General features: G+C 63.9%; 26 protein-coding genes and 1 riboswitch. Of the genes, 11 read left to right on the top strand and 15 right to left on the bottom strand.

All coding sequences use genetic code 11. The annotated features are described in order from the left end of the window. The first annotated feature begins 8 nt into the window (after positions 1 to 8). Genes NN662_RS14150 through NN662_RS14140 form a run of 3 tightly spaced genes read left to right on the top strand, consistent with a single transcriptional unit; the run spans position 9 to position 2238 of the window. A complete protein-coding gene (locus NN662_RS14150; protein WP_261930879.1) occupies positions 9 to 407 on the top strand; it encodes a 6-pyruvoyl trahydropterin synthase family protein in 399 nt (132 codons plus the stop codon). After that, entirely contained in the window at positions 404 to 1447 is a 1044-nt protein-coding gene (locus NN662_RS14145; RefSeq protein WP_261930878.1) for a glycosyltransferase, read from the top strand. The genes NN662_RS14150 and NN662_RS14145 overlap by 4 nt, the downstream gene beginning before the upstream one ends. Continuing rightward, the gene (locus tag NN662_RS14140) at positions 1444 to 2238 is read left to right on the top strand and encodes a class I SAM-dependent methyltransferase (RefSeq protein WP_261930877.1); all 795 of its coding nucleotides are present in this window, start codon (positions 1444 to 1446) and stop codon (positions 2236 to 2238) included. Before NN662_RS14145 ends, NN662_RS14140 begins: the two co-directional genes overlap by 4 nt. On the opposite strand, the gene NN662_RS14135 is transcribed toward NN662_RS14140, so the two are convergent. The 12 genes from NN662_RS14135 to NN662_RS14080 all read right to left on the bottom strand — a co-directional run bounded on the left by NN662_RS14135 (position 2194) and on the right by NN662_RS14080 (position 13014). Beyond that, a complete protein-coding gene (locus NN662_RS14135; RefSeq protein ID WP_261930876.1) occupies positions 2194 to 3006 on the bottom strand; it encodes a RibD family protein in 813 nt (270 codons plus the stop codon). The genes NN662_RS14140 and NN662_RS14135 overlap by 45 nt on opposite strands. Before the next feature lie 8 nt (positions 3007 to 3014). Next, entirely contained in the window at positions 3015 to 3530 is a 516-nt protein-coding gene (locus NN662_RS14130) for a cytochrome b (protein ID WP_261931977.1), read from the bottom strand. Between the two features lie 220 nt (positions 3531 to 3750). Further along, positions 3751 to 4932, bottom strand: a complete 1182-nt coding sequence (locus tag NN662_RS14125) for a S8 family peptidase (RefSeq protein ID WP_261930875.1) — start codon at positions 4930 to 4932, stop codon at positions 3751 to 3753. Continuing rightward, positions 4929 to 5552 carry a zf-HC2 domain-containing protein gene (locus tag NN662_RS14120; protein ID WP_261930874.1) on the bottom strand — a complete coding sequence of 208 codons (624 nt, stop codon included), beginning with the start codon at positions 5550 to 5552 and terminating at the stop codon, positions 4929 to 4931. Before NN662_RS14120 ends, NN662_RS14125 begins: the two co-directional genes overlap by 4 nt. Further along, positions 5545 to 6144, bottom strand: coding sequence for an RNA polymerase sigma factor (locus tag NN662_RS14115; RefSeq protein ID WP_261930873.1), 600 nt, complete (start codon positions 6142 to 6144; stop codon positions 5545 to 5547). Before NN662_RS14115 ends, NN662_RS14120 begins: the two co-directional genes overlap by 8 nt. 205 nt (positions 6145 to 6349) lie before the next feature. Continuing rightward, positions 6350 to 8116 (bottom strand): chloride channel protein, encoded by a 1767-nt coding sequence (locus NN662_RS14110; protein WP_261930872.1) that lies wholly within the window; start codon positions 8114 to 8116, stop codon positions 6350 to 6352. A gap of 17 nt (positions 8117 to 8133) precedes the next feature. Then, positions 8134 to 9054, bottom strand: coding sequence for an aminotransferase class IV (locus NN662_RS14105; RefSeq protein WP_261930871.1), 921 nt, complete (start codon positions 9052 to 9054; stop codon positions 8134 to 8136). Between the two features lie 47 nt (positions 9055 to 9101). Beyond that, complete coding sequence (locus NN662_RS14100; protein ID WP_315972600.1) at positions 9102 to 9878, bottom strand: amino acid ABC transporter ATP-binding protein; 777 nt, start codon at positions 9876 to 9878, stop codon at positions 9102 to 9104. A gap of 25 nt (positions 9879 to 9903) precedes the next feature. Further along, complete coding sequence (locus NN662_RS14095) at positions 9904 to 10569, bottom strand: amino acid ABC transporter permease (RefSeq protein WP_261930870.1); 666 nt, start codon at positions 10567 to 10569, stop codon at positions 9904 to 9906. Between the two features lie 12 nt (positions 10570 to 10581). Continuing rightward, positions 10582 to 11247 (bottom strand): amino acid ABC transporter permease, encoded by a 666-nt coding sequence (locus NN662_RS14090; RefSeq protein ID WP_261930869.1) that lies wholly within the window; start codon positions 11245 to 11247, stop codon positions 10582 to 10584. 110 nt (positions 11248 to 11357) lie between these two features. Beyond that, on the bottom strand, positions 11358 to 12191 hold the full coding sequence (locus NN662_RS14085; protein WP_261930868.1) for a transporter substrate-binding domain-containing protein: 834 nt from the start codon (positions 12189 to 12191) through the stop codon (positions 11358 to 11360). Between the two features lie 112 nt (positions 12192 to 12303). Beyond that, complete coding sequence (locus NN662_RS14080; protein ID WP_261930867.1) at positions 12304 to 13014, bottom strand: GntR family transcriptional regulator; 711 nt, start codon at positions 13012 to 13014, stop codon at positions 12304 to 12306. A 394-nt stretch (positions 13015 to 13408) separates the two neighbouring features. On the opposite strand from NN662_RS14080, the gene NN662_RS14075 reads away from it, so the two are divergent. The 8 genes from NN662_RS14075 (at position 13409) to NN662_RS14040 (ending at position 22087) form a co-directional block, all read left to right on the top strand. Beyond that, the gene (locus tag NN662_RS14075; RefSeq protein WP_261930866.1) at positions 13409 to 14596 is read left to right on the top strand and encodes a transporter substrate-binding protein; all 1188 of its coding nucleotides are present in this window, start codon (positions 13409 to 13411) and stop codon (positions 14594 to 14596) included. Then, on the top strand, positions 14593 to 15183 hold the full coding sequence (locus NN662_RS14070; RefSeq protein WP_261930865.1) for an ANTAR domain-containing response regulator: 591 nt from the start codon (positions 14593 to 14595) through the stop codon (positions 15181 to 15183). Before NN662_RS14075 ends, NN662_RS14070 begins: the two co-directional genes overlap by 4 nt. Before the next feature lie 31 nt (positions 15184 to 15214). Then, complete coding sequence (locus NN662_RS14065) at positions 15215 to 16108, top strand: proline iminopeptidase-family hydrolase (protein ID WP_261930864.1); 894 nt, start codon at positions 15215 to 15217, stop codon at positions 16106 to 16108. 68 nt (positions 16109 to 16176) lie between these two features. Further along, positions 16177 to 17874 (top strand): ABC transporter substrate-binding protein, encoded by a 1698-nt coding sequence (locus tag NN662_RS14060; protein WP_261930863.1) that lies wholly within the window; start codon positions 16177 to 16179, stop codon positions 17872 to 17874. A 186-nt stretch (positions 17875 to 18060) separates the two neighbouring features. Continuing rightward, positions 18061 to 19086, top strand: coding sequence for an ABC transporter permease (locus tag NN662_RS14055; protein WP_261930862.1), 1026 nt, complete (start codon positions 18061 to 18063; stop codon positions 19084 to 19086). A 10-nt stretch (positions 19087 to 19096) separates the two neighbouring features. Then, a complete protein-coding gene (locus NN662_RS14050; RefSeq protein ID WP_261930861.1) occupies positions 19097 to 20068 on the top strand; it encodes an ABC transporter permease in 972 nt (323 codons plus the stop codon). 4 nt (positions 20069 to 20072) lie between these two features. After that, positions 20073 to 21098: an ABC transporter ATP-binding protein gene (locus tag NN662_RS14045; RefSeq protein ID WP_261930860.1), complete on the top strand. Its 1026-nt coding sequence runs from the start codon at positions 20073 to 20075 to the stop codon at positions 21096 to 21098. Then, the gene (locus NN662_RS14040) at positions 21095 to 22087 is read left to right on the top strand and encodes an ABC transporter ATP-binding protein (RefSeq protein WP_261930859.1); all 993 of its coding nucleotides are present in this window, start codon (positions 21095 to 21097) and stop codon (positions 22085 to 22087) included. The genes NN662_RS14045 and NN662_RS14040 overlap by 4 nt, the downstream gene beginning before the upstream one ends. Positions 22088 to 22151: 64 nt before the next feature. Here NN662_RS14040 and NN662_RS14035 read toward each other — a convergent pair whose 3' ends face one another. The 3 genes from NN662_RS14035 to NN662_RS14025 all read right to left on the bottom strand — a co-directional run bounded on the left by NN662_RS14035 (position 22152) and on the right by NN662_RS14025 (position 23897). Beyond that, on the bottom strand, positions 22152 to 22688 hold the full coding sequence (locus NN662_RS14035) for a copper chaperone PCu(A)C (RefSeq protein WP_261930858.1): 537 nt from the start codon (positions 22686 to 22688) through the stop codon (positions 22152 to 22154). 59 nt (positions 22689 to 22747) lie between these two features. Further along, entirely contained in the window at positions 22748 to 23437 is a 690-nt protein-coding gene (locus NN662_RS14030) for a helix-turn-helix domain-containing protein (protein WP_261930857.1), read from the bottom strand. A 94-nt stretch (positions 23438 to 23531) separates the two neighbouring features. Then, positions 23532 to 23897, bottom strand: coding sequence for a hypothetical protein (locus NN662_RS14025; protein ID WP_261930856.1), 366 nt, complete (start codon positions 23895 to 23897; stop codon positions 23532 to 23534). A gap of 147 nt (positions 23898 to 24044) precedes the next feature. Next, positions 24045 to 24267: riboswitch (cobalamin riboswitch) on the top strand. Positions 24268 to 24285: the final 18 nt, after the last annotated feature.

Below are 24285 nucleotides of genomic sequence, written 5' to 3'. Positions count from 1 at the left end.
GAAGAGACATGTTTGCAGTCGAAGTCCGCGATCATATCATGATCGCCCACAGCCTTCCCCGTCCCGTATTCGGTCCAGCCCAGGCAACCCACGGTGCCACCTTCGTGGTCGATGCCGCATTCTTCACCGCCGACGTCGACGAGGACGGGCTTGCCGTCGACATCGGCGCCGCGACGACGGTGCTGGGCGAGGTGGTCAAGCCGCTCAACTACCAGAACCTCGACAATCTCGACGCCTTCAAGGGCAAGGTGTCGACGACGGAAGTGATCGCCAAGCACATCTTCGACGAGCTCAAGAAGGCGGTCGGCGAAAAGCGCCTCGGCCCCGGCAGCCATCGCATCGCAAAAATCCGCGTGACCCTGCATGAATCGCATGTTGCCCGCGGCTGGTACGAGGCCGAGCTTTGAGCCGGGATCTCGTCTTCGCCTATCCCGGCGACCTGCAATTGAAGACCGGCGGCTACGGCTATGACCGCGAGATGATCGTTGGGCTGCAGGCGCTCGGCTGGTCCGTCAGCCTGCTGCCCCTGGGCGAGGGGTTCCCGGCACCGACGCCGGAGGCAAGGCGCGAAGCCGAAAGCCGGCTGTCTGCTCTCGACGATGGCACCCTCGTGTTGATCGACGGTCTCGCCTTCGGTGTTCTCGACGAATGGGCGGGGCGAGAGGCGGCGCGGCTGAGGATCGTTGCTCTCGTCCACCACCCGCTTGCGCTCGAAAGCGGCATCGACGCGCAAACGCAGGCGCGTCTGCATGAAAGCGAACAACGGGCGCTGTCCGTCGTGCGCCATGTCGTCGTGACGTCCAACGGCACGGCCCGCGAACTGATTGCCAATTTTGGCGTGGAGCGGGAGCGGATCACCGTCGCGCCGCCCGGCACCAGTCCGGCCCCGCTCGCGCCCGGAAACGGCGAGCCACCGCATATCGTTGCCGTCGGCACGCTGACGCCGCGCAAGGCCCATGACGTGCTGATCGATGCCTTGAAGAGCGTTGAAGACCTGCCATGGCGGGCGACGATTGCCGGCAGCAGGACATTGCATCCCGAAACGGCGGCGGCACTTGCCGCGCAGATCGAAAGGCTTGGTCTTTCGGGTCGCATCTCGCTCATTGGCGAGCGCGAGGACATTCGCCAGTTGATGGCGACCGGCGATATCTTCGCGCTGGCGAGCCGCTATGAGGGCTACGGCATGGTGTTCGCCGAGGCCCTGTCGCAGGGCCTGCCGATCGTCGCCTGCCGGGCCGGGGCCATTCCCGAGGTGGTGCCGGAGGAGGCGGGCTTCCTGACGCCGGCCGACGACGTCGAAGCCTTCGCCGGATCGCTCCGCACGCTGCTGTCCGATCAAGCCTTGCGCCGCCGAATGGCCGATGCCGCCCGACGGGCCGGTGAGAAACTGCCTGATTGGCCGGAGACGGCGCGGATCATCTCCCAAACCCTGGAGGCGCAGCTATGAGCGGCTTCGATAAGGACTGGCTGGCGCTGCGCGAACCGGCCGACAGGGCGGCCCGTGACCCCGTCCTTACCGGCATGCTTGCCGGTCATCTGCACGATGCCGAAGATCCGGCCATTCTCGATATCGGCTGCGGCACGGGCTCGACATGGCGCAGCCTCGTCGACCATCTGCCTGCCGATACCCGCTGGCTCCTGCTCGATCACGATCCGCTGCTGCTTGAAGAAGCGGAACGCCGGATCGGTGCAGCGGACAACGTCGGCTACCGGCCGTTCGATCTCACCGATCTCGACGCCCTGCCTCTCGAGGACATCTCCGTCATCACCGCCTCGGCGCTGTTCGATCTGGTGTCGGACGAGTTCTGTGCAGCCTTCGTACAGCGACTGGCCGAGCATGGCTGCGGGCTCTATGCGGCGTTGAATTATGATGGCGTCGTTTCCTGGTCGTACGCCCATCCGCTCGATGGCGACATGGTCGCTGCCTTCAACCGGCACCAGCAGACCGACAAGGGTTTTGGTCCGGCTCTGGGGCCGGGTGCGACCGCCTGTCTGGAAAGACATCTCGGCGCAAGCGGCTACGCGGTGTTCACGAGACCGAGCCCGTGGCGGATGGATGCGTCGTCGGCCGCGCTGCAGGAGGCTTTTCTCCTCGGCTTCCACCAGCCGCTCGTGGAAATGTCCGGCAGGTCGACCGACGAGATCGAGGACTGGTTGTCCTTCCGCATCGAGGCGATCGGCAGGCCCGGCAGCCTATGCGAAGTCGGTCACCTGGACCTCATCGCCTTTCGAGGGTGATGGGCTTCCCGGCTTCAGCAGACAGTCGAACAGGATGTCGCTGCCGAGACTGTAGACTTTCGTGTCCGGGCGATGGGCGCTCGCGAGGCGTTCGATCGGCGGCAGGCTGATGCCGCTTGGTCCGGAGCCGATGATGATCGGCGACACCGCGACGTGCAGGCGGTTGACGAGGCCGGCCTCGATGAAGCGGGCAATGGTCCTGGCGCCACCCTCGACCAGGATCCGGTCGAGACCGCGTGCGCCAAGCGCGTCCAGGATGTCCTTCGTCGCCAGCCCGTTTTCGCAGGGCGAGAGGCGGACCACCTCGGCATTGCCGAGCGGCGCGCCTTCGGCCTCTGCGCTGCGAAACACGATGACCGGCGCTCCGCCATCGGAAAACAGGCTCTCCGTGCCCGTCAGCCGCGCGTGACAGTCGATGACGACGCGAACCGGGCTGGGGCCGGCAACGAGGCGGACAGACAGCCGCGGATCGTCTGCCGAGACCGTGTGTTCGCCGACGATGACGGCATCGACCAGCGCTCGGCAACGGTGCAGATGGGCAAGCCCGTCCGGTCCGGAAATGTCGCGGGCGTCGCCCGCCGGGGTTGCCACGCGGCCGTCGAGCGACTGGCCCACCTGGGCCAGCACGAACCGGCCTTTCGCCTCCGCGATCGGGCCATAGACGGCAAGCGCCGGATCATGCGCCTGCGGACGGGCCGCGGCTCTCTGCCTCAAGGCAAGGAGCCGTTTCCAGGTTTCGTCTGTCATGTCGATCGACTGTATCGCCAAGGTCTTTCCTACAGAATCCGGTAGAGCGTCACGTCGCGCTTGATGACATGATGCATAAGCACGGCGCCAATATGTAACGCAAAAAGGGCCAGCAGGATCCATGCGCTCCAGTAGTGGATGCCGGAAAGCGTCCAGGCGATGCTCGGTGTCTTGCCGATCGGGCTCCAGACCTCGAAGAGGCCGAACCATTCCAGCGGAAATCCATGCGCATTGGTCGCCAGAAAGCCGGTGACCGGCATGATGATCAGGAAGGCATAGAGCAGACCGTGCACGGCATTGGCCGCGAATTTCTCGATGGCCGGACCTTCGTGCTCCGGGCTGCGGGTCAGCAGCTTGTTGCCGACCCGGACCAGCATCAGCCAGAGGATGATGAAGCCGAAGCTTTCATGCACGTTGTAGAAGCTCAGGGAGGATTCGTTCTTGATGAAGTGGATGACGAAGCCGAGGGGCCATGTGATGAGCACGAGGGCGGAGATCGCCCAGTGAAGAATGCGCGTCGTCGCCGGATATCGCTGCACGCGGATAAACGCCTGCGACGGCCCGGTGACGCCTTCATGCGCCTCTGTTTCGATCGTGTTCAGCACTCTGGTCTCCAATATGTCCCCGAAGTGATAGACGACCGCCCCTTGCCGTCGTCATCTGCAACTGAGTACCCATTGCGCCCCTGATGGTTCATCACCGGCAAGAAAAAGTAGCGGAAAGACAATCAGGACGCGAATCGTCGGTCGCCGTCGGTCGCACCGCTCATTCGCAAGCCGGCGCGTCCGGCATGACCGAATGCAGCGCCTTGCAAGCATCCAGCATCGGCGCCCCGTCGCGCGTCGTCACACCAGCTTCCAGCGCCTGTTTCACCTGCTGGGGGCTCAGCCCCGGTTTTGCGGCGAGCAGCAGGGCGGCGACGCCGGTCACATGCGCAGTCGCCACCGACGAGCCGGATACGTAGCGGTAGTCGTCATGCGGCGCCGTCGAGATGACGTCGACGGCCGGGGCCGGAATGCCCTCGTCGGCGGATTTTCCGGCGGCAATGACGCCGGGTCCCGAGGCCGGGAAGGCGGGCGTCTTGCCGTCTCCCCAGGCGGCGATGACGACGACACCCTTGCCGATCGCCGACTGGACAAGTTCCTCCAGAAGCGGATCGGCCGGCCCGCCGAGGCTCATGTTGATGATGTCGAAGTCGTTGACGATCGCGAAGTTGAGCGCTCGGGCAAGCGAGAAGCTGTTGCAGTGACCGGGACCGCCCGGCGATTGCCAGCAGGCTCGAAATTCGCTGAGATTTGCCTCCGGCGCGACGCCGACGATGCCGGTGGCGTTGGCCGCATCGGCGGCGATGATCCCGGCCATCGCGGTGCCGTGGGCTTCGGCCAGCGTGTCGGCCGGCTGCGTGTCGACGAAATTGTGAAACGACGCCAGCCGTCCGGCAAGGTCGGGATGGGATCCGTCGATCGCCGAATCCACCACCGCGACCTTCACCCCGGCGCCTTTCGAAATCTTCTGCGCCGGTCCGGCATTGATCTCGGCAAGCGCATACTGCGCAGGATAATAAGGATCGGAGTAGGGCGTCTCGAACGTGTCGAAATCCTGGACGCGCTGCACGGTCCTGATCCTAGGGTCGGCGCTGAGGTCGGCCATCAGCCGGTCGACGTCCGTGTTGCGGTCGATATCCATCACCAGGCAGTGCACGCCGATGGCGGAAAGCGGCCATTCCGCCGTCAGCGTGACGTGATACGTCGCCTCCAGCGCGTCGGCCAGCGCATCGATGCCATTGCGATCGGCAAGCGGCACGGTGAGGATCAGATGCGTGTTTGCCGCAATCGAATTGGCCGGAACCAGCCGGTAGGGCGGCTCGGGCGGCGCGGACTGGGCAGCAGCCGAAAACGCTGTGGCAAGGCTGATCAGGGCGGCTAGAGCGGTGCGGGTCATGGTCATTCGGCCGGTGCTGCAAAGATGATTTCGGGCGAGGACATCAGCGATTTCGAAAGGGCCGCCAGATCGGTGCCGCTCTTCGCTTTCGTCGTGTAGACGCCGGCTTTCGACGGACCGCTTTCCAGTTCCAGGCCGTATTTTCCGAGAACGGACTGCAGCTCGCTGGCACTGACGCCGGGCGTCGTCTGGAACTTGATGGTGTCGTTGGCCGCAGTGCCGCTCGCCGTCAGGGTCCGGAAGTCGGCATTGGTCGGCATCATCATCACCGCGACCAGCACGCAAGCCGCAGCACCGACGCCCGAGAGCATCATGCCAGCCTGGTGCTGCCTGAGCCAGGTCCAGAGGCTGAAGGCCGGCTGGCGAACGCGGTTTTCGGAGGCGATCCGGTCACGCAGGGTCTCCCAGCTGCGGGCGACCGGGGCCTCGAACGCTTCCTCCGTCGCGACATGGCCGGCGAGCCTGCGCTGGCGGGCAATTTCATCGGCGCATGCGGGGCAGGTGAGCGCATGGCGCTTCACGGCATCCGCCTCGTCCTTCGGCAGGGAGCCGTTCACATACCACGGGACGAGCTCCATGATGCCTTCGTGACTGTCAGTGGGCAGGAGGGGGCGACGGTCAAGCAACGGCGTTCTCCGAATAGGTGGGCAAATCGTCGGACAGCATGGCGTGCAGGCGTTGGCGCGCGGTCATCATCCGCGTCTTCACGGTGCCGACGGGACAGCCGAGGATGTCGGCGATCTCCTTGTAGAGATAACCGTTGTAATAGGTGAGCTCCACGACGGCGCGCAGCTCTGGCGTCAGCTGCTGCAGGGCCGCGTGGATATCCTTCTGGTTCATGATGGCGTCGGCGGTGTCCTGTTCGTCCTGCGCCATGTCTTCCTCCAGTGCCACCGTTCCCTTGTGCCGGCCGTTGCTGCGCGCCTGTTTCAGCGCCAGCCGGTAGGCGATCCCGAAGATCCACGATGAGGGTTTCGAGCGTCCCTCGAACCGGTCGGCGGTCCGCCAGACCACCATCAGCGTGTCATTGGCGATCTCTTCGGCGGCCTCTTCATTGTCGATGACCCGCTTGGCGAAATGCATCAGCTTCGGAAAATACTGACCATGCAGCCGCTCGAACGCGGTCACGTCACCGGCCGCGATCGCTTTCAGAAGGCGCAGATCCGCGTCGGCGGAGCCTGCCTTGAATGTCGACCGGACGGCTTTGAGTATGCCCATTCTGATGTGTCGCCTTGCTGTCTGCACCGTTAAGTGTTCCCGGATGGCCGAAAGGTTCATTACCACGGCACATTTATTTGCATCCGCGCCGCATGTCTTCGGCCGGAGGCAGGATCGTTCGCGATCCGGACGCCATTTTCCGTTGTTCCCGCCGATCCTGCAAGCGGAAGTGGGCAATTGCCTTGGTGGGATGGTGCGGAACGGCCTAGCGATTGGTTTCGTTGGCGCGGCGATCGAGTTCTTCGCTGTAACGGCGGAGCGCGTGCTGTTCGGTCAAAAGACCGAGGACGCGCATCGATGACCGGTTCTCGACGACGGCCAGCGCGTCGCATTCGGCTTTCTCGAAGAGGTCGATCGCCTGGCGGACATTCTGGTCGGGCGTCAGCATGGTTTCGGTGAACCGCAGCAGATCGGAAAGGCTTTCCGCCACCTCGCCATCGTCGCGGTGCAGGTCGGGGACAAAGACCATGCCGCAGTAGCGGCCATCGTAATCCGTGACGATCACGCGCTGCGTGGCACCCAGCGGAAAGTCGCGTCGAACGCGCTCGAGAGGCGTATCGACGAGGACGGTCCGCACGTCCTTGCGCATCATCCGCCCGACGCTCAATTCCCTGACCCAGCCGACATCGGCGGCGCTGCGGATGGATTCCCCGCGCAGATGGAAGCGCCAGGTGGCGAACGAATAGCCGAACACCCGCCGCGCCGTCAGCGACGAGACGACCGCCGCTGCGAGCACCGCCGCCGTCAGCGGCAGGCTGCCGGTGGTCTCCAGCGCCAGGAAGGACATGGTCAGGGGCGCGCCGAGGACGGCGGTCGCCATCGCGCACATGCCGATGATTGCCACCACCATGGCCGGGATCTGCAGGCCGAAGGCGAGCATCCAGCCGATGGCGACGAGCTTGCCGAGCATGGCGCCGAGAAACAGCGAGGCAAAGAATAGTCCGCCGCGAAAGCCGCTGGCGATCGAGGTCGCCGAGGCGAGGATCTTGAGGACGATCAGCAGGAGCAGGAAGGGGGCGGTATAATAGGCGCCGAAGCCGACATGCAGGGCCGAGTGGCCGGACGACAGCACCGCCGGCGTCACCAGCGCCATCGCACCGACGCAGATGCCGCCGACGACGGGTCGGGCCCACACCGGCAACCGGCTCGCCGCAAACAGCCGCTCCATGAAGGTGACCGTCATCATCATGGCGATCGCCACGAGCGAGCTGAGGAAGGCCATGAAGAAGACGAGCGTATAGTCCGACAGCGACAGCGCACCGGCGAAGCCGACCTGGAAGGAGGGCAGCGGCATGACGAGTTTCATCACGCCGAAGGCCGAGATGGCGGCCACGACGACCGGCGCCAGCATGCCGATGGAATAGGTCGAGATGATCAGTTCGAACGCATAGAACGCGCCGGTCAGCGGCGCATCGAAGGCTGCCGCGATGGCGCCGGCCGCCCCGCAGCCGACCAGCGTGCGCAAGTCGTTGCGGCGCACGTGAAAGAGCTTGCCGATCTTAGAGGCGAGCGCCGAGCCGATCTGCGTATAGCCGGCTTCCATGCCGATCGAGCCGCCGACGCCGTTCGACACCATGGTCTGCAGGACGAGAAACAGGCTGCCGCGGATCGGCATGCGGCCGCCATAAAGCGCGTTGGCTTCCACCGGGTCGATGATCTGCAGGGTCTTGCGGCGCTGGTGGATGAAGGCGAGCAGGCCGACGAGAATGCCGCCGAGCGCCGGCACGAAGAACGCCCGCAAGGGCTCGACGAATTCCGCGCCACTGACCTCATGGCCCTCGACGGCGAAGAGAACGTGGTGAACCCACTGGATGACGAACACCATGCCGGCCACGCACAGGCCCGCAATCGCCCCGATGACGGCGGCGAGCAGCGCCAGTGACGTCTCGTCGCTGCGAATGAGCGCACGGACCTTGCGTGGGATTATCGAGTGCCGGGAGGTGTCTGTCTCGGCGCTCCTGTCGTCTGGCACGGTAATTTCGGACATCGTCAGGTGTGGATGTAGCGATCGTAAAGCTCCGCTATATACGCCGTTACCGGGCCGGGGCAACCGTCCCCGACCTGTCTTCCGTCAATCTTTGTCACGGGCGTGATGCCGCCGAGCGTGCCGGTCACGAAGGCTTCCTGCGCGCCGTAGACTTCCGCGAGCGTGAAGTCGTGCTGGCGCACCGTCTTGCCGGCCCCGGCATAGAGGCTGATCACCTTCTTGCGGGTGATGCCGCAGAAGTTGAAGCGCCCGGTCGAGGTCCAGACTTCGTCGCCGCGCACGATGAAGAAATTCGTCGAATTGCAGCTTGCGACAAATCCGCTCTGGTCCAGCATGAGCGCCTCGTCGGCCCCGGCATTGATCGCCTGGATCAGCGCCTGGATGAAGTTGAGACGGCTGTGCGAATTGAGGCGCAGGTCGAAGACATCCGGCGTGCTGCAGCGGATGGTCGAGGTCAGCAGCGACAGGCCCTTCTGCTTCGATTCCGGCTTCGGCTTCTTGAATTCGGCGACGACGACGATGGTCGCCTGGCCGAGCGCGAAGCGCGGGTCCTGGTTCGGCGTCTTCTTCTTGCCGCGCGTGACCATCAGGCGGATATGCGCGCCGTCGGTCATGGCATTGCGATTGAGCGTCTCCCACAGGATGTCGGTCATCTGCTGACGGGTGACGCCGATGTCGAGCTGGATCGAGTTGGCCCCCTCGTAGAGGCGGTCGAGGTGTTCGTCGAGCGCCAGCAGCTTGCCGTTGATGAGCCGCAGGCCTTCCCACACGCCGTCGCCCAGCACGAAGCCGGCGTCGAAGATCGATACCTTGGCCTCGTTGCGGGCGAAGAACTCGCCGTTGACGTAGATCTGGACATGCTCGTTGCGCTCGTCGTCGACATATCCCTGGGAGCTCGTATTGCTGGCAACGGTCGGGTTCATGTGTCTTTCCCTTTCGGACATATGCTTGGGGCTGAGAGGCTCGGCTCTCAGAATGAGAATTCGGTGAAGCGCTGGAGGAAGGCCTGGGTGCGTTCCTCTCTCGGGTTTTTGAGCACCTCGTCCGGCGTGCCCACCTCGTGGAAGACACCGTCGGCGAGGAAGATGACCTTGGTGGCGAAGTGATAGGCGAAGCCGAGCTCGTGGGTGACGAGCAGCATGGTGCGGCCTTCCTCGGCTAGCTTGCGGATGACGCGCAGCACCTCGCCGACGAGTTCCGGGTCGAGCGAGGAGGTGGGTTCGTCGAAGAGCAGGATTTCCGGCTCCATCGCCAGCGCCCGGGCGATCGCCACGCGCTGCTGCTGGCCGCCAGACAACCGACCCGGATAGGCGTCGACCTTGTCAGAGAGCCCGACCTTGTTGAGCTCCGCCATGGCGATCTCGCGCGCCTCGGCCTTCTTCATCTTCTTGACGGTGAGGAGGCCTTCCATGACGTTCTCGATGACCGTCATGTGCGGGAAGAGGTTGAACTGCTGGAACACCATGCCGACGCGCTCGCGCACCTCGCAAAGCTGCTTCTCGCCGTAAGTGCGCTGATCGCCGTTGCCGGACGGCTTGCCGAGAACATTGCCGTCGAGCTCGATCGTGCCGGAGGTCGGCATCTCCATGAAGTTGAGGCAGCGCAGGAAGGTGCTCTTGCCCGACCCGCTGCCGCCGATGATGGCGATTCGCTCGCCCGGCTCGACGGCAAAGTCGATGCCCTTGAGGACGTGGTGGTCACCGAACCACTTGTTGAGGCCGGTGACGCGGATGATGGCGTTGGACATCGGAATTCTCCCGTTCTCGCCGCGCTCAGTCCCTGGCCGCCATCCGCCGCTCGAGGCGTGCGGACAGATAGCTGCCGGGATAGATCAGGACGAAATAGACAAAGGCGACCGTGGTCAGGATTTCGAGCGGCCGGTAATAGGTCGAGCTCAACAGCCGGCCCTGGTACATGAGTTCGTGCACCGACAGCACGGAGGCGAGCGAGGACATCTTGGCGACCTCGATCGCCCGGTTGGTGAAGGCCGGCAGCATGCGCTTGAAGACCTGCGGCAGGATGATCCGGCGGAGCGTGGCCGCCCCGGTCATGCCGAGCGCCTTGGCGCCCTCCCACTGGCCGCGGACCACCGACTGGATGCCGCCGCGGAAGATCTCCGCCGCATAGGCCGAGGTATTGAGCGTCAGGCCGAGCAGGGCGGCCTCGAACGGCGTCATCTGCAGGCCGATCAGGATCGGCAGCGCATAGAAGAACCAGATGAGCTGGATCAGGACCGGCGTATCGCGGAACAGCTCGATATAGACGAGGCTCGGCCACCGCAGGGCGGCAAAGGGCGACAGCCGGGCAAGGGCCAAAAACAGGCCGAGCGAAACGCCGATCGCCACGCTCGGCAGCCAGAGTTCGATCGTGACCACCAGTCCGCGCATGAGGACCGGGAAGCTCTGCAGGATGAGGTTGAAATCGATCTGATAGGACATCGCGTCACCCCCTCATCGATAGGCCGTCAGCCGCGCTTCGGCGAACCGGGCAAGCGCACTGGCCGTGACCAGCAGGGCGACGTACATGAGCGCAATGGTCGTGTAGACCTCGAGCGGGCGGAAGGTCTCGCTGTTGACCAGCATCGCCTGGTAGAGGAGGTCGGCATAGGCGAGCGTCGAGGCGAGCGCCGTCGTCTTCAGAAGCTCGAAGGAGCGTTCGACGAAGGGCGGTATCATCCGGGTCATCGCCTGCGGCAGGATGATGCGCCGCATCAGCGCCGACCGGCTCATGCCAAGCGCGCGTGCGCCTTCCCACTGGCCTTTCTCGATCGACACGATGCCGCCGCGGAAGACCTCGGCGTAGAAGGCGCCCGACTGGGTCGACAGCGCCAGGACGGCAGCCACGAACGGGTCGAGGCTGATGTTCATCACCACCGGCAGCGCATAGAAGAACCAGAAGAAATGGATGATCGGCGGCGTGTTGCGGTAGAACTCGATGAAGGCGATCGCCGGCGCCCGGACGAGCCGCTTGTCGGAGAGCCGCATCAGGGCGAGCAGCATGCCGACCGCCACGCCGAAGACGATGGAGACGGCGGCGATCTTGACCGTGTTCGCGAGGCCGATCAACAGGATGTCCGATCTCTCCAGGACGGGAGAGAAGTCCCATTTGTAGCTCATGATCTGGAATTCCGGTGCCGGGTCGGCGGCGCGGCGACGCGCCTGCCGAACATCAGGAGAACAATGCGGTCCGGGCCAGGGGAGGAACTGGCCCGGACCGCGTCAGCGCATCAGTTCCAGGCTTCCTTGACGAGGCCCGGTATGCCGCTGGGATCGATGCCCTTCGAGGTCATGTAGGCCTTGAAGAGTTCGTCGGGAACGCCGACCTTGTAGAGCTCGGCGAACTGTTCGCTGACCCAGTTCTTGAAGGCCGGGTTGTCTTCCTTGCGCATGCCGGCGCTGGTGGCGACCGGGGTGACGGGCTGCGGCAGGATGACCTTGCCGAGCTTCAGGCGGGCGTACTGGACGACCAGCGCCGGGTGGAACAGCACGACGACGTCGACGCGCTTGGCTGCGAATGCCGCGACGGCCTCGTCATTGTTGGAGAAGCGGCTGATCTCGGCATTCTTCATCATGGCGGTGACGTTCTTGTCGACCGACGTGCCGAGCACGACGCCGACGCGGGTGCCGGCCTTGTCGAGGTCCTCCCAGGTCTTGGCGTCGGAATCTTCGGCAACCAGCGCGCCGAGCGCATAGTAGAACAGCGGCGCTTCCGGGAAATCGACGGCCTTGCGGCGCTCCTCGGTCGGGTCGAGGACGAACATCAGGTCGATCTGGTCGGCCTGCAGGGCGGCGACCGCATTGGCCCATGTGGTTTCGACCGGCACCAGTTCGACGCCGAGCTTGTCGGCGAGCTTCTGGCCCATGGCGACGCCCACACCGGTCCATTTCTCCGTCATCGGGTCCTTGAAGAACCACGGCTCTGCCGACGTGACGCCGATGCGCAGCTTGCCGCTGGCCTTGATCTTGTCGAGCGTCGACGGATCGTCTGCGAATGCCGGCACGGTGAGCGCGGCGAGCGAAAGGCCGGTGACGACCATGAAATTGCGGCGTGTGGTGTTCATGACTTCAATCCTCTGTCAGGTTTCGTGAATTCGGCCGCTTCGGGCTTCTCATTCAATTGGCAAAGACCGAAGGGCGCATCCATGCGGCCATTGGTCCGGAATTCGTCTTTTGTCACAGGGCCTTGCCGGCCTTGGTCGGTGCAATCGGCTGCAGATGCGCGACGAAGGCCTCGGTCTGGCTGCCGCCGCGCGCCATGTGAGCGCGGATTTCCGTGCGCAGCGCCTCGATGTCGTCGCCGAGCGCGGTCGCGACATAGTTGTCGTGGCTGTCGCGGCGCGGGCCGCGAATGCCATGCGCGCGATGATGTGCCGCCCAGTAGAGCTGCAGCCGTCCTTTCAGGCTTTCCCATGATTTCAGGAGAATGCTGTGACCGGAGGCCTCGTAGACATAGCCGTGCAGCTGCAGCTCGGCATGGATGCTCGCCGCATCGTCCTGGGCGTCGATCGTCCGGGTCAGTTCCGCATGGCGGGCCAGCAATCCGTCGCGAAAGGCATTGTCGCGCCGGTCCCAGACCAGTTCGAAGGCGAAGATCTCCAGCGTCACGCGCATGGAGTAGATTTCCCGTATGTCCTCGAGCGACAGGCCGACGACATGCGTGCCGGTATAGGGAACGGCAATCAGCAGGCCGTCGTCGATCAGCTGGCGCATTGCCTCGCGCAACGGCCCGCGGCTGACGCCGAACTTGTCGGCCAGGCTGGACTCGGTCACCTGCGATCCGGGTGCCAGGTCGCCGTTGAGGATCGCGGCCTTGAGCGCGTCGGCGATGTGATCGCGAAACGTCGCCTTTTTCACGCGATTGAAGGCCTGCGCGTCTGAAGCCATCCTGATTTCCCTCGATGATCGATTGTCAACAATCAATCACTACCGAGCTCATCCGTCAAGAGCAGGATGCGATCTTCGCAATCTGACGGGCTGAAGCGCAAGGAATTGCAGGGAATTGCGGGGAAGCGATTGCGGAGGCCATGAGTTTCAGCCCCTCGGAAGAGGCGTGAAGCTTCAATTGCGGTGCGCGGGCGCTGTCGGCCCGCGCTGCGGTTGTGCTAAAAATAAGCAAAAATCCATATTGACCGAAATTTAATCTGGTCCTATCGTTTGACCCAACATAGGCACTGGACGCCACGGCAAGTGAGCCTCGATTTACGTTCCCAAAGAACGTGTCGGGGCTTTTGTCGTTTCTGGGCCTGCTGTTTTCGTTCTTCTTGTGAAAGTGAACCGCTTGAGCACGCGTGACCTGATCCCCGTCTGTCTTCTCTACTCCTCGTCGGGTCCCTATGCGGCGTTGGGGCAGGAAGCCATCGACGGTGCGCTTGCGGCGATCGCGGAAGTCAATGCGGATGCCGGCTTTGCCTTTCGGCTGGAGCCGGTGATCGCCGATCCGCGCGGCAGCGCCGAACAGTATGCCGTGCTCGCCGATGCCGCGATCCGCAATGCCAATTGCCGCCATGTGATCGGCACCATCACCTCCTGGAGCCGCAAGGAAGTGCTGCCGGTCGTCGAGCGCCACGGCGCACTGCTCTGGTACGCCTTCCCCTATGAAGGTTATGAAGCGAGCGATCAGGTCATCTATCTCGGAGCCTGTCCGAACCAGCATCTGCTGCCTCTCTTCGAATATGCCTTCCCGCGCTTCGGCGGCCGGCCTTTCGTGATCGGGTCGAACTATATCTGGGGCTGGGAGATCGGCCGCATCGCCCGCGAATTCACCGAGGCTGCCGGTGGCGAGGTGCTTGCCGAGCGCTACGTCCCGCTGGGCTCGGCCGAGGTCGAGCATCTGATCGCCGAAATCCGCGAAAAGAAGCCCGATTTCATCCTCAGCAATCTCGTCGGTCAGTCGTCGAACGCCTTTATCAAGGCCTATAGCGCGCTCGGCCGACAGGACCCCGAATTTTCACACGAGGTCCGCCCGGTCATTTCCTGCAACCTGACCGAAAGCGGGCTTGCGGGCCTCGGAGACGCGGCGGCCGGCCACATCACCACCTCGACCTATTTCGACGGGCTGGACACGCCCGAGAACCGCGATTTCAAGGCCCGCATGGCGGCCCGCAACGGCGCCCGGCCCACGACTTCGCCCTATGTCTCCGGTTATATGGCGGTGTCGATCCTCGCTCAGACGATTGCCGATGCGGCGACCGACGATCCCCGCGTGATCCGCGAAATGGTGACGTCGCGGCTGTACTCGACGCCGCTCGGACCGTTGAAGATCGATCCGAAGACCCATCACGCCGCCCTGCGTCCGCTTCTCGGCCGTTCGAACGGCCGGTGCGAGTTCGACATTCTCGAAAGCGCTCCGGAGGCGGTGCCGGCCGATCCCTATCTCGTCTGCGCCGACGTGCACTTTCCACCCCTGAAGATCCGTGACGAAGCGTCGGCCGGTCTTTCACGGCCGCCGCTGAAGGTGGTCAAATGAACCAGCGTAAGAGACCCACGCTCGCCGGCTGGCACGCCGTCATTCTCCACCGCCCGCATCCGGCCGTCGATGCGCTGCAGCGCCAGCTCGAAGCTCTGCACATTCATGTCCGGGTGGTCTGGCCGCAATTGCTGGAAACGGACGTCGACGCCGATGTCGTCTTCTTCGATGCTGATATGGGCCATGACGGACAGTTTCCCTGGCCCGCCGGCCATGCGCCGATGCCGGTCATCGCGCTGATCGGCTCGGAAGCGCCGGGACGGATCGAATGGGCGCTGTCGCAGGGCTCGAATGCCCATCTCCTGAAGCCGATCGGCTCGACTGGGGCCTACAGCGCGCTGCTGATTGCCGCGCATGCCTACGAGAACGCCCGCGCCCAGGAAGACGACATCCGCTCGCTCGAAGGCAGGCTGCGCCAGCGCCCCGTGGTCGTGCGCGCCGTCGTCAAGCTGATGCAGGAATGCGGCGAGGACGAAGCCAGCGCCATGAAGCGCCTGCGCGCCTTCGCCATGACCTGGCGGATCACCGTCGAGGAAGCGGCGGAAGCCATTTGCAACAATGACGGGCGCACCCTGACGGGCGCCTGAAAAACGGAAAAAGACAGAGGAGACATCGTTCGTGTCAGTCGTTGAAGGTTATGCGCCCTATGGAGACTACAAGACCTGGTATAGGGTCACGGGAGACTTGAAATCCGGCAAGCCGCCGCTGATCGTCGCCCATGGCGGTCCAGGCTGCACGCATGACTATGTCGACAGCTTCAAGGATATCGCCGAAACCGGTCGCGCCGTCGTCCATTACGATCAGGTCGGCAACGGCAAGTCGACGCACCTGCCGGAAAAGGGTGGCGACTTCTGGACCGTCGAATTCTTCAAGAAGGAACTGCACAACCTCATCGACCATCTCGGCATCCGCGACGGCTACTGCCTGCTCGGCCAGTCCTGGGGCGGCATGCTTGGCGCCGAGTTCTCGGTCGACCGCCCGGCCGGCCTGAAGGCGCTGGTGATCGCCAATTCGCCCGCCGCGATGAAGACCTGGATCTCGGAGGCCAACCGCCTGCGCGACGAACTGCCGGCCGAAGTGCAGGCTGCGCTTCTGAAGCACGAACAGGCGGAAACGACCGACACCGCCGAATACAAGGCGGCGACCGACGTCTTCAACGAGCGCCATGTCTGCCGCGTCGTGCCGATGCCGGCGGAGGTCAAGCGCACCTTCGATGCGATCGACCAGGACCCGACCGTCTATCACACGATGAACGGCCCGAACGAATTCCACGTTATCGGCACGATGAAGGACTGGTCCATCGTCGGACGGCTTGGCACCATCAACGTTCCCGTACTGCTGATCTCCGGGCGCTATGACGAGGCGACCGAAGCCTGCGTCCAGCCCTATGCCGACGAGATTCCGGACGTGCGCTGGACGATTTTCGAACAGTCCAGCCACATGCCGCATGTGGAGGAACGGGAGGCCTGCATGGCCGTCGTCGGGGCATTCCTCGACGAGAAGGCAGCATAATCACGAGCACCGCCAAGGCGCCGCGACGTTTCAAACGAGAAGCTCACGAACGATAAGGAACAGGGAACATGATGCACCACAGAAAATGGACTTCACTGAAAGGCGCGGGCCTTCTGGCCGCAGCGCTTCTTGCCCAGACGGCGCTTTCCTCAGGCGCCCGCGCCGAAGACCGCGCCCAGCTGATGCAGGAGCACCGCGGCGGCACCATGACGCTGTCAGCCGTCTCCGCCGCCGGCACCGTCGATCCGATGATCAACTACACGGCGCAGTTCTGGCAGGTCTTCCAGATGACCTATGACGGACTGCTGAAGTTCAAGCAGGCGGACCGCAAGGAAGGCTTCGAGATCGTCCTGGACCTCGCCGAAGCGCTGCCCGAGCCGCAGGATGACGGCAAGACCTATGTCTTCAAGCTGCGCAAGGGCATCAAGTTTTCCAACGGCAAGGACGTCACCGCCTCCGACGTCGTCGCCTCGTTCCAGCGCATCTTCAAGATCAACGGCCCGACCTCCGGCAGCTTCTACAACAATATCGTCGGCGCCGATAAATGCCTGAAGGACGGCGCCACCTGCACGCTCGAAGGCGGCATCGAGGGCGATGACGCGGCCGGCACGGTCACCTTCCATCTCGTCGAACCGGATTCCGAATTCTTCGACAAGCTCGCCGTCCCGCATGCCACCATCCTGCCGGCCGACACCGCCGCCAAGGATCTCGGCACGGAAGCCCCTCCCGGCACCGGCGCCTATGTCATCGCCAGCTACGATCCGAACGACAAGATGGTGCTGAAGCGCAATCCTGAATTCAAGGAATGGAGCGTCGACGCCCAGCCGGACGGCTATCCGGACGAGATCGTCTACCGCTTCGGCATGACCGAGGAAGCCGCGATCAACGCCATCCAGAACGGCCAGGTCGACTGGATGTTCGACACCCCGCCGGCCGACCGTCTGCCGGAGCTCGGCACCAAGTATGCGAGCCAGGTCCACGTCAATCCGCTGGCCGCCTTCTGGTATGCGCCGATGAACACCAACCTGGCGCCGTTCGATGACGTCCGCGTCCGCCAGGCCGTCAACTATGCGATCGACCGCGATGCGCTCGTCGGCCTGTTCGGCGGCGACGTGCTCGCCCAGCCGGTCTGCCAGATCCTGCCGCCGGACTTTCCCGGCCATGTCGACAACTGCATCTACACGCAGGACCCCGGTCCGGAATGGTCGGCGCCCGACATGGAGAAGGCCAAGGAACTGGTCAAGGAATCCGGCACGGCCGGCCAGAAGGTCACCGTGATCGCCGAGGACAATGCCACCTCGCGCGCCATCGGCACCTATATCCAGAGCGTTCTGTCCGAACTCGGCTACGACGCGACGGTGAAGGCGATCTCGCCGAACATCCAGTTCACCTACATTCAGAACACCGAGAACAAGGTGCAGATCAGCGTTTCGCAGTGGTACATGGACTATCCGGCCGCTTCGAACTTCCTGAACGTGCTCCTGTCCTGCGCGTCGTTTACCCCGGGCAGCGATTCCTCGATCAACATCGCCGGCTACTGCAACAAGGATCTCGATGCGAAGATGAAGGCCGCCATGGCCCAGTCGATCACCGATCCGGACGGCGCCAATGCCGAATGGGCGAAGATCGACACCGCCTTCATGGAACAGGCACCGCTGGCGCCGCTGTTCACGCCGAAGAATGTCGACTTCACCTCGGCCCGCGTCGGCAACTTCATCTTCTCCAACCAGTTCCGCTGGGTCATCAGCCAGTCCTGGGTGAAGTGATCATACGCGGAGACGCCCGGGCTTTCGGGCGTCTCCCTCTGCTTGATCTGATGAAGGCTGTCACGCTGGATTCAGCTCAGCCTCGCAGGTCCCCCACCCCGATTTGCGAGGGGTCCGGTCCGGTTTCGGACCGGACCTTCGAACAGCCGGCCCTTCAAGGAAGATACAGTGTCGCAAGCATCAGCAATGACTGACGATATGGAAGACGGTGGAGCCGCAGGAGCGCCTGTGGCAAGGGGCGGTCAAAGCCCGTGGCAGAGGGCCTGGCGGATCCTCAAGTCCGACAGATCAGCGATTGCCGCCGCCGTCATTCTCCTCATCATCATTCTGTCCAGTCTCGCCGCTCCCCTCTATGCGAGCCACGTTTCCGGCACCGATCCGTTCCGCTCGAACCTCAGCGGCAAGATCATGATCGACGGCAAGCGCACGAAGATCATGCAGGCCTCGACAGAAGGGCTCGGTCTTGGCGTCACGCCGATCGGCCCGACATGGCAGGCGCAGTATCTCCTGGGCGCCGATGCGCAAGGCCGCGACGTCGCCGCCCGGCTGCTCTATGGCGGCCGCAACTCTCTGCTGATCGCCGGCTCGGCCACCGCCATCTGTCTTGTGCTCGCCGCGCTCGTCGGCATTTCCGCCGGCTTCTTCGGCGGCTTAACCGACATGGTCCTGTCGCGCATTCTCGACATCCTGTGGGCCTTCCCGGTTTACCTGCTGGCGATCTCGCTTTCCATCGTCCTGATCTCGCAGGGGATCTCCATCGGGCCGATCGAGATCACCTCCGGCAGTCTTCTTCTGCCGATCGGCATCATCGGCATCATCTACGTGCCCTACATCGCCCGGCCGATCCGTGGGCGGGTGCTGACGCTCAAAGAGAGCGAGTTCGTGCTCGCCGCCAAGGGGCTCGGCATTCCGCGCTGGCGCATCCTCTTCAAGGACATCCTGCCGAACGTCACGACGACGCTGATCGTCTACATCCCCTTGATGATGGCGCTCAACATCGTCACCGAATCCGCGCTCTCCTTCCTGTCGATCGGCGTACAGGCTCCGGATGCGAGCTGGGGCACCATCATCCAGGACGGCCAGACGCTGCTATACAGCCGCCCGGTCGTAGCCCTTGCGCCCGGTCTCGCCATCGTCCTGACCGTGCTGGCCCTCAACGTGCTTGGAGACAGCGTGCGCGACGCGCTCGACCCCAAGACCAAGATCGGCTGAGGAGATCACCATGGCCATAGCTCTCTTCCAGCGCCTTCTGCAGATGATCTTCGTGATGTTCGGCATCTCGGCACTGGTCTTCCTCATCTTCTTCGCCACGCCCGGTGCCGATCCCGCCGCCCGTATCGCCGGCCGCAATGCCGCGCAGGAGACCGTCGAGGCGATCCGCAAGGACTTCGGCTTCGACCGGCCGCTGCCGGTGCAATACGCCATCATGATGAAGCGGCTGTTCGTCACCCAGGACCTGACCTCCTTCGTCAATCGCGGCCTGAAGGTCGTCCCGCAGGTGCTGTCGGCAGCCCCCATCACGCTGTCGCTGGTCTTCGGTGCCGCGGTCTTGTGGGTCGTCGGCGGGGTCGCGGTCGGCGTCATCGCCGCCATGACGCGCGGCACCTTCATCGACCGGGGCCTGATGGTGCTGGCGCTGATCGGCGTGTCCATGCCGGTCTTCTGGTTCGGCGAGATGATGAACCTCGTCTCGCAGAGCCGCTTCCACGACACCTGGCTGTTCTCCTGGGTTCCGGGCCTCGGCTACAAGCCGTTCTCGACCGATCCCTGGAGCTGGTTCAAGACGCTGATCATTCCGTGGTTCACGTTGGCCGCCCTCTACATCGGCATCTACGGCCGCGTGCTGCGCGCCAATCTGGTGGAGGCCTATCAGGAGGATTTCATCCGCACCGCCCGCGCCAAGGGTCTCGGTCCGATGCGCGTCATGCTCCGCCATGCGCTGCGTACCTCGCTCATCCCCTTCGTCACTATGTTCGGTCTCGATTTTGGCGTCCTCGTCGGCGGTGCTGCGCTGCTGACGGAGGTAGTCTTCGGCCTGAACGGCATTGGCCGGCTGACCTACCAGGCGCTGCTCAACCTCGACCTGCCGATGATTCTCGCAACCGTGATGTACGCCTCGTTCTTCGTGGTCGTCGCCAATGCCGTCGTGGACATGGTCTATGTCCTCATCGATCCGCGGGTGAGGGGAGTCTGACGCCATGACCAACAACGAACCCCCCGTTCTGCTCGACGTGCAGGGCCTCTCGGTCTCCTTCGCCACCGATCGCGGTCGTGCCCGCGCCATCCAGGACATCTCCTTCAAGGTCAGGGAAGGCGAGATCCTGTCGATCGTCGGCGAATCCGGTTCCGGCAAGTCGGTGACCCTGCTGTCGCTGCTCGGCCTGCACGATCCGCGCACGACTTTCGTCGACGGCGCCGTCTCCTTCCGCGGCAAGCGCATCCTGGAAATGAGCGAACGGGAAATGCGCCGGGTGCGCGGCAAGGAGATCGGCCTCATCTCGCAGGACCCGATGACGGCGCTGACGCCGGTCTACACGATCGGCTGGCAGATCGCCGAACAGATCCGCGCCCATGAGGACATCTCGAAGCGCGCCGCACGGCTGCGGGCGATCGAGCTGCTCGGCGAGGTCGGCCTCGCCAACCCGTCGGAAGCCGTCGACCGCTATCCGCACCAGCTTTCGGGCGGCATGCGCCAGCGGGCCGTCATCGCCATGGCGCTTTCCTGCAATCCGAAGCTGCTGGTCGCCGACGAGCCGACCACGGCGCTCGACGTGACCGTTCAGGCGCAGGTGCTCGATCTGCTCCTGAAGCTGCGCAAGGACTTCGGCTCAGCGATCATCCTGATCACCCACGACATGGGCGTCGTCGCCGAAGTCGCCGACCGTGTGCACGTCATGTATGCTGGCCGCATCATCGAGCGCGGCACGACGGAGGAGGTCTTCTCCAACCCCATGCATCCCTATACCTGGGGCCTGCTTGCCTCCATTCCGCCGCTGACGGGCGCGCGCATGGACAACCTGCCGGCAATTCCCGGCATGCCGCCGACGCCGGAAACCATCCCGTCGGGCTGCGGGTTCCAGCCGCGCTGTCGGTTTGCCCGGCCGGAATGCGCCGAGCGGCCGCCGCTTCAGACATCCGGCCACCAGTCGGCACTTTGCGTCCTGCAATCGCCGGAATGCGAAGACCTGCGCGCCTCCATTCTCTCCCTCGAGGAACCCGCATGACCTTGCATGCCGAAAAAGCGCCGCTCCTGTCCACGCAGTCGCTGACCAAGCACTTTACCGTCGGCAAGACGATCATGCCAGGCTCCGGCCGGACGCTCTACGCGGTCGAGGACATCTCGCTCGACGTCTATCCGGGCGAAACGCTGGGGCTGGTGGGTGAATCCGGCAGCGGCAAGTCGACCCTCGGCCGCTGCCTGACAAGGCTCTACGACATCACCTCCGGCACGCTGACCTTCGACGGCGCGGATATCACGAAAGCCGGCGAGGGCGAATTGAAGCCCGCCCGGCGCAAGATGCAGATGATCTTCCAGGATCCCTCCGCCTCGCTCAATCCCCGCCGCCGCGTGCGCGACATCCTCGGCGAGGTGCTGACGATCCATAAGCTGAGGCCGCCGGGCGAGATCGAGACGCGGCTTGCCGAGTTGATGGACCTCGTCGGCCTGCGGCGCGAATATCTCGACCGCTATGCGCACGAGTTTTCCGGCGGCCAGCGCCAGCGCATCGGCATCGCCCGTGCGCTTGCCGTCGAACCGAAGCTGATCGTCGCCGACGAACCTGTTTCGGCGCTCGACGTCTCGGTGCAGGCGCAGATCGTCAACCTGTTCAGCGAATTGCGCGAACGGCTGAACCTCACCTATGTCTTCATCGCCCACGACCTCGCCGTCGTGCGCCACGTCTCGACCCGGGTGGCGGTGATGTATCTCGGCTCGATTGTCGAACTGGCGGATGCCGACGCGCTGTTTGCCGCGCCGCGCCATCCCTACACCCAGGCGCTGATCTCGGCGATCCCTCAGCCGAAGAACCGCGGCAAGCGCCAGCACATCATCCTGACCGGCGAAATTCCGAGCCCGCTCGATCCGCCCAAGGGCTGCAAGTTCTCGCCGCGCTGTCCCTATGCGACGGACAAATGCCGCAACGAACGCCCAGCTCTCTCGACAATCGACGGCAATCGCCGCGTCGCCTGCCATTATCCGCTGGCGACATCCTGACGTTCGGCAACAGACAGCCGCCGATGCGCTCGGCGGCTGTCGTTTTCAGCAGTCGTATTCCGGCTTACTTGCCCATTTTCGGCATGGCGTCGTGGTTCATGCCGTCCATCGACTTCATGTCCATGCCCTTCATGTCGCCATTGTCGTTGCCGCTGGCATCTCCGACCTTGAATTCGACGTCGACGGGGCCGGCCTTTTCGAAGACCAGCGTCGCCTTGACCATCTCGCCTTCCTTGAACGGCTGGGTAACATCCATGAACATCACATGCAGGCCGCCCTTCTTCAATTCGACGGTCTTGCCGGCCGGAATGTCGATGCCGTCCGGCAGTTCGCGCATCTTCATCACATTGTTTACGACCGACATCTCATGCAGCTGCACATTGTCGGAGCGGTCAGACTTGATCGCCACGAGGCGATCATCGGTGGTGCCATGATTGATGATCTTCAGATAGCCGCCGCCGACCTTGGCGCCGGGGATCATGGCACGGGCATTCGGGTGGATGATTTCGAGATCGCCGACCTTGAACTCGTGCCCCCAGGCAAGCGGCGCCGTTATCAGCGCGACGATGAGGGTGAGAATGCGGATTGTCGTGGTTTTCATGGTGTTTCCTTTTCTTTCGATGGGTGAGGGTGGATTTGGTTGAAATCGTGATGGACAGATCATGGCTGCGACGCGCGCCGTTCGGGCGCGCCGGCGATGGCGGCAATCCGCTTGCGGTCGTTGATGGTCACGAGTTCAGGTGTCGAGAAGTCGATGAGCCCGGCGCGCTTGAAGCCGTTCAGGTTGCGGCTGACCGTTTCAAGCGTCAGGCCCAGCCAGTCGGCAAGGTCGACCCGTTTGAGGTAGAGGCGGAACGTGCTTCGGCACGAGCGCGGATCGTGATTGCGACGTTCGAACTGGCTGGCGAGATCGAGGATCGCCACGGCGACCCGCTCCTGCGCCGTCCTTCGCCCGAGCAGCGTGATGTGATCCTGCAACCTTTGTGTGAACGTGATGAGCGCAGCCGACGGTTCGGCGGGGGTGCCGTCCTCGGCGGAGACCATCTCCACCCTGGTGAAGGCGAGCGCCTCGACCTGACAGTCGAGATGATCCGTCACGCCTTTTCCGAACATCCGGCCGGGGCCGAGAATGTCCAGGATCTGGCGGCGGCCGTCCTGCAATGTCTGGTGAAGCGCCACGCAGCCGTCGCGGATGGCGAGGAGGCCAGGTCGTCCTCTGCGAGCGATCGAAATCGCCTCACCGGCTGCGAAGCGGCCGAGCGCCTGGTTATGGGATACGGCGACTGGCCGTTGCGGCCGTGTCGTCGATCGGGCGGACGGAACGGGGTCCGCGGTGATCCTCTGTAACATGATGTGTCGATCCGGCATGGGCGCCGGCAGAGCCCGTCAGGAGACGGAAATCCGGCGCGAACTGTGAAAGCGGCCGTCGTTAGACGGCTGCGGTTCAGACAGGAATGCCAGTGAAGGGTGGTGCGCGCGGTGCGGCGTTGGGCGGGAACAGCTGGCGGTAGAAGGCTTCGCGGTAGGCGGGCAGGCGTTCCGAAGCGGAAACGCAGACCTGCGGCCCGCCGACGGACGGCGGGACCACGAGCATCGTGCCGGCGCTGATCCGGCAGGCTTCGCAGCCATGGTCGTGTACATGCTTCTTGCCGCCGGTCTCGTCGCCGAGAGCGCTGTCGCAGATGAACGGGATGGAGCCGTCCGGCAGCGCATAGGCGGCTAGCTCGGAGGCGGGTATCTGCGAAGCAAGGACAGGGGACTTGTGCGCGAAGCCGATGGCGAACACGGCCAGCGCACACAGAATGTGCAACAGGTTCCTGATCGTCCCGTTCCGCCGTTTCATCGATGCCCCACTCGAAATATGCGCATCCGAATATCACCCGTCGGCCCCGATGACAATGCGGCAAGTTGGACGTGCATTTCCGCAATCCAGCGGTTGCATCGGCAAAATTCGTGCTCTACGACTGACGCCGATGGTTCCGCCGAACCCCAATCAAGGGGAGGGCGGATAAAAAGGGAACATGGTGAGGCGTACCCATCAGGGACCGAGACCATGGCTGCCCCCGCAACTGTGAGCGGCGAATGACGCCTTGATGCCACTGGCTTCGAAACGAAGTCGGGAAGGCAGGCCGAATGAAGACCCGCGAGCCAGGAGACCTGCCATCATCGCCGGGCATTTCGCCCATTTTATTGACTTG

It is taken from the genome of Rhizobium sp. NRK18 (assembly GCF_024385575.1).
Lineage (GTDB): Bacteria > Pseudomonadota > Alphaproteobacteria > Rhizobiales > Rhizobiaceae > JANFMV01.
This window is presented reverse-complemented; position numbering and strand designations above follow the sequence as displayed.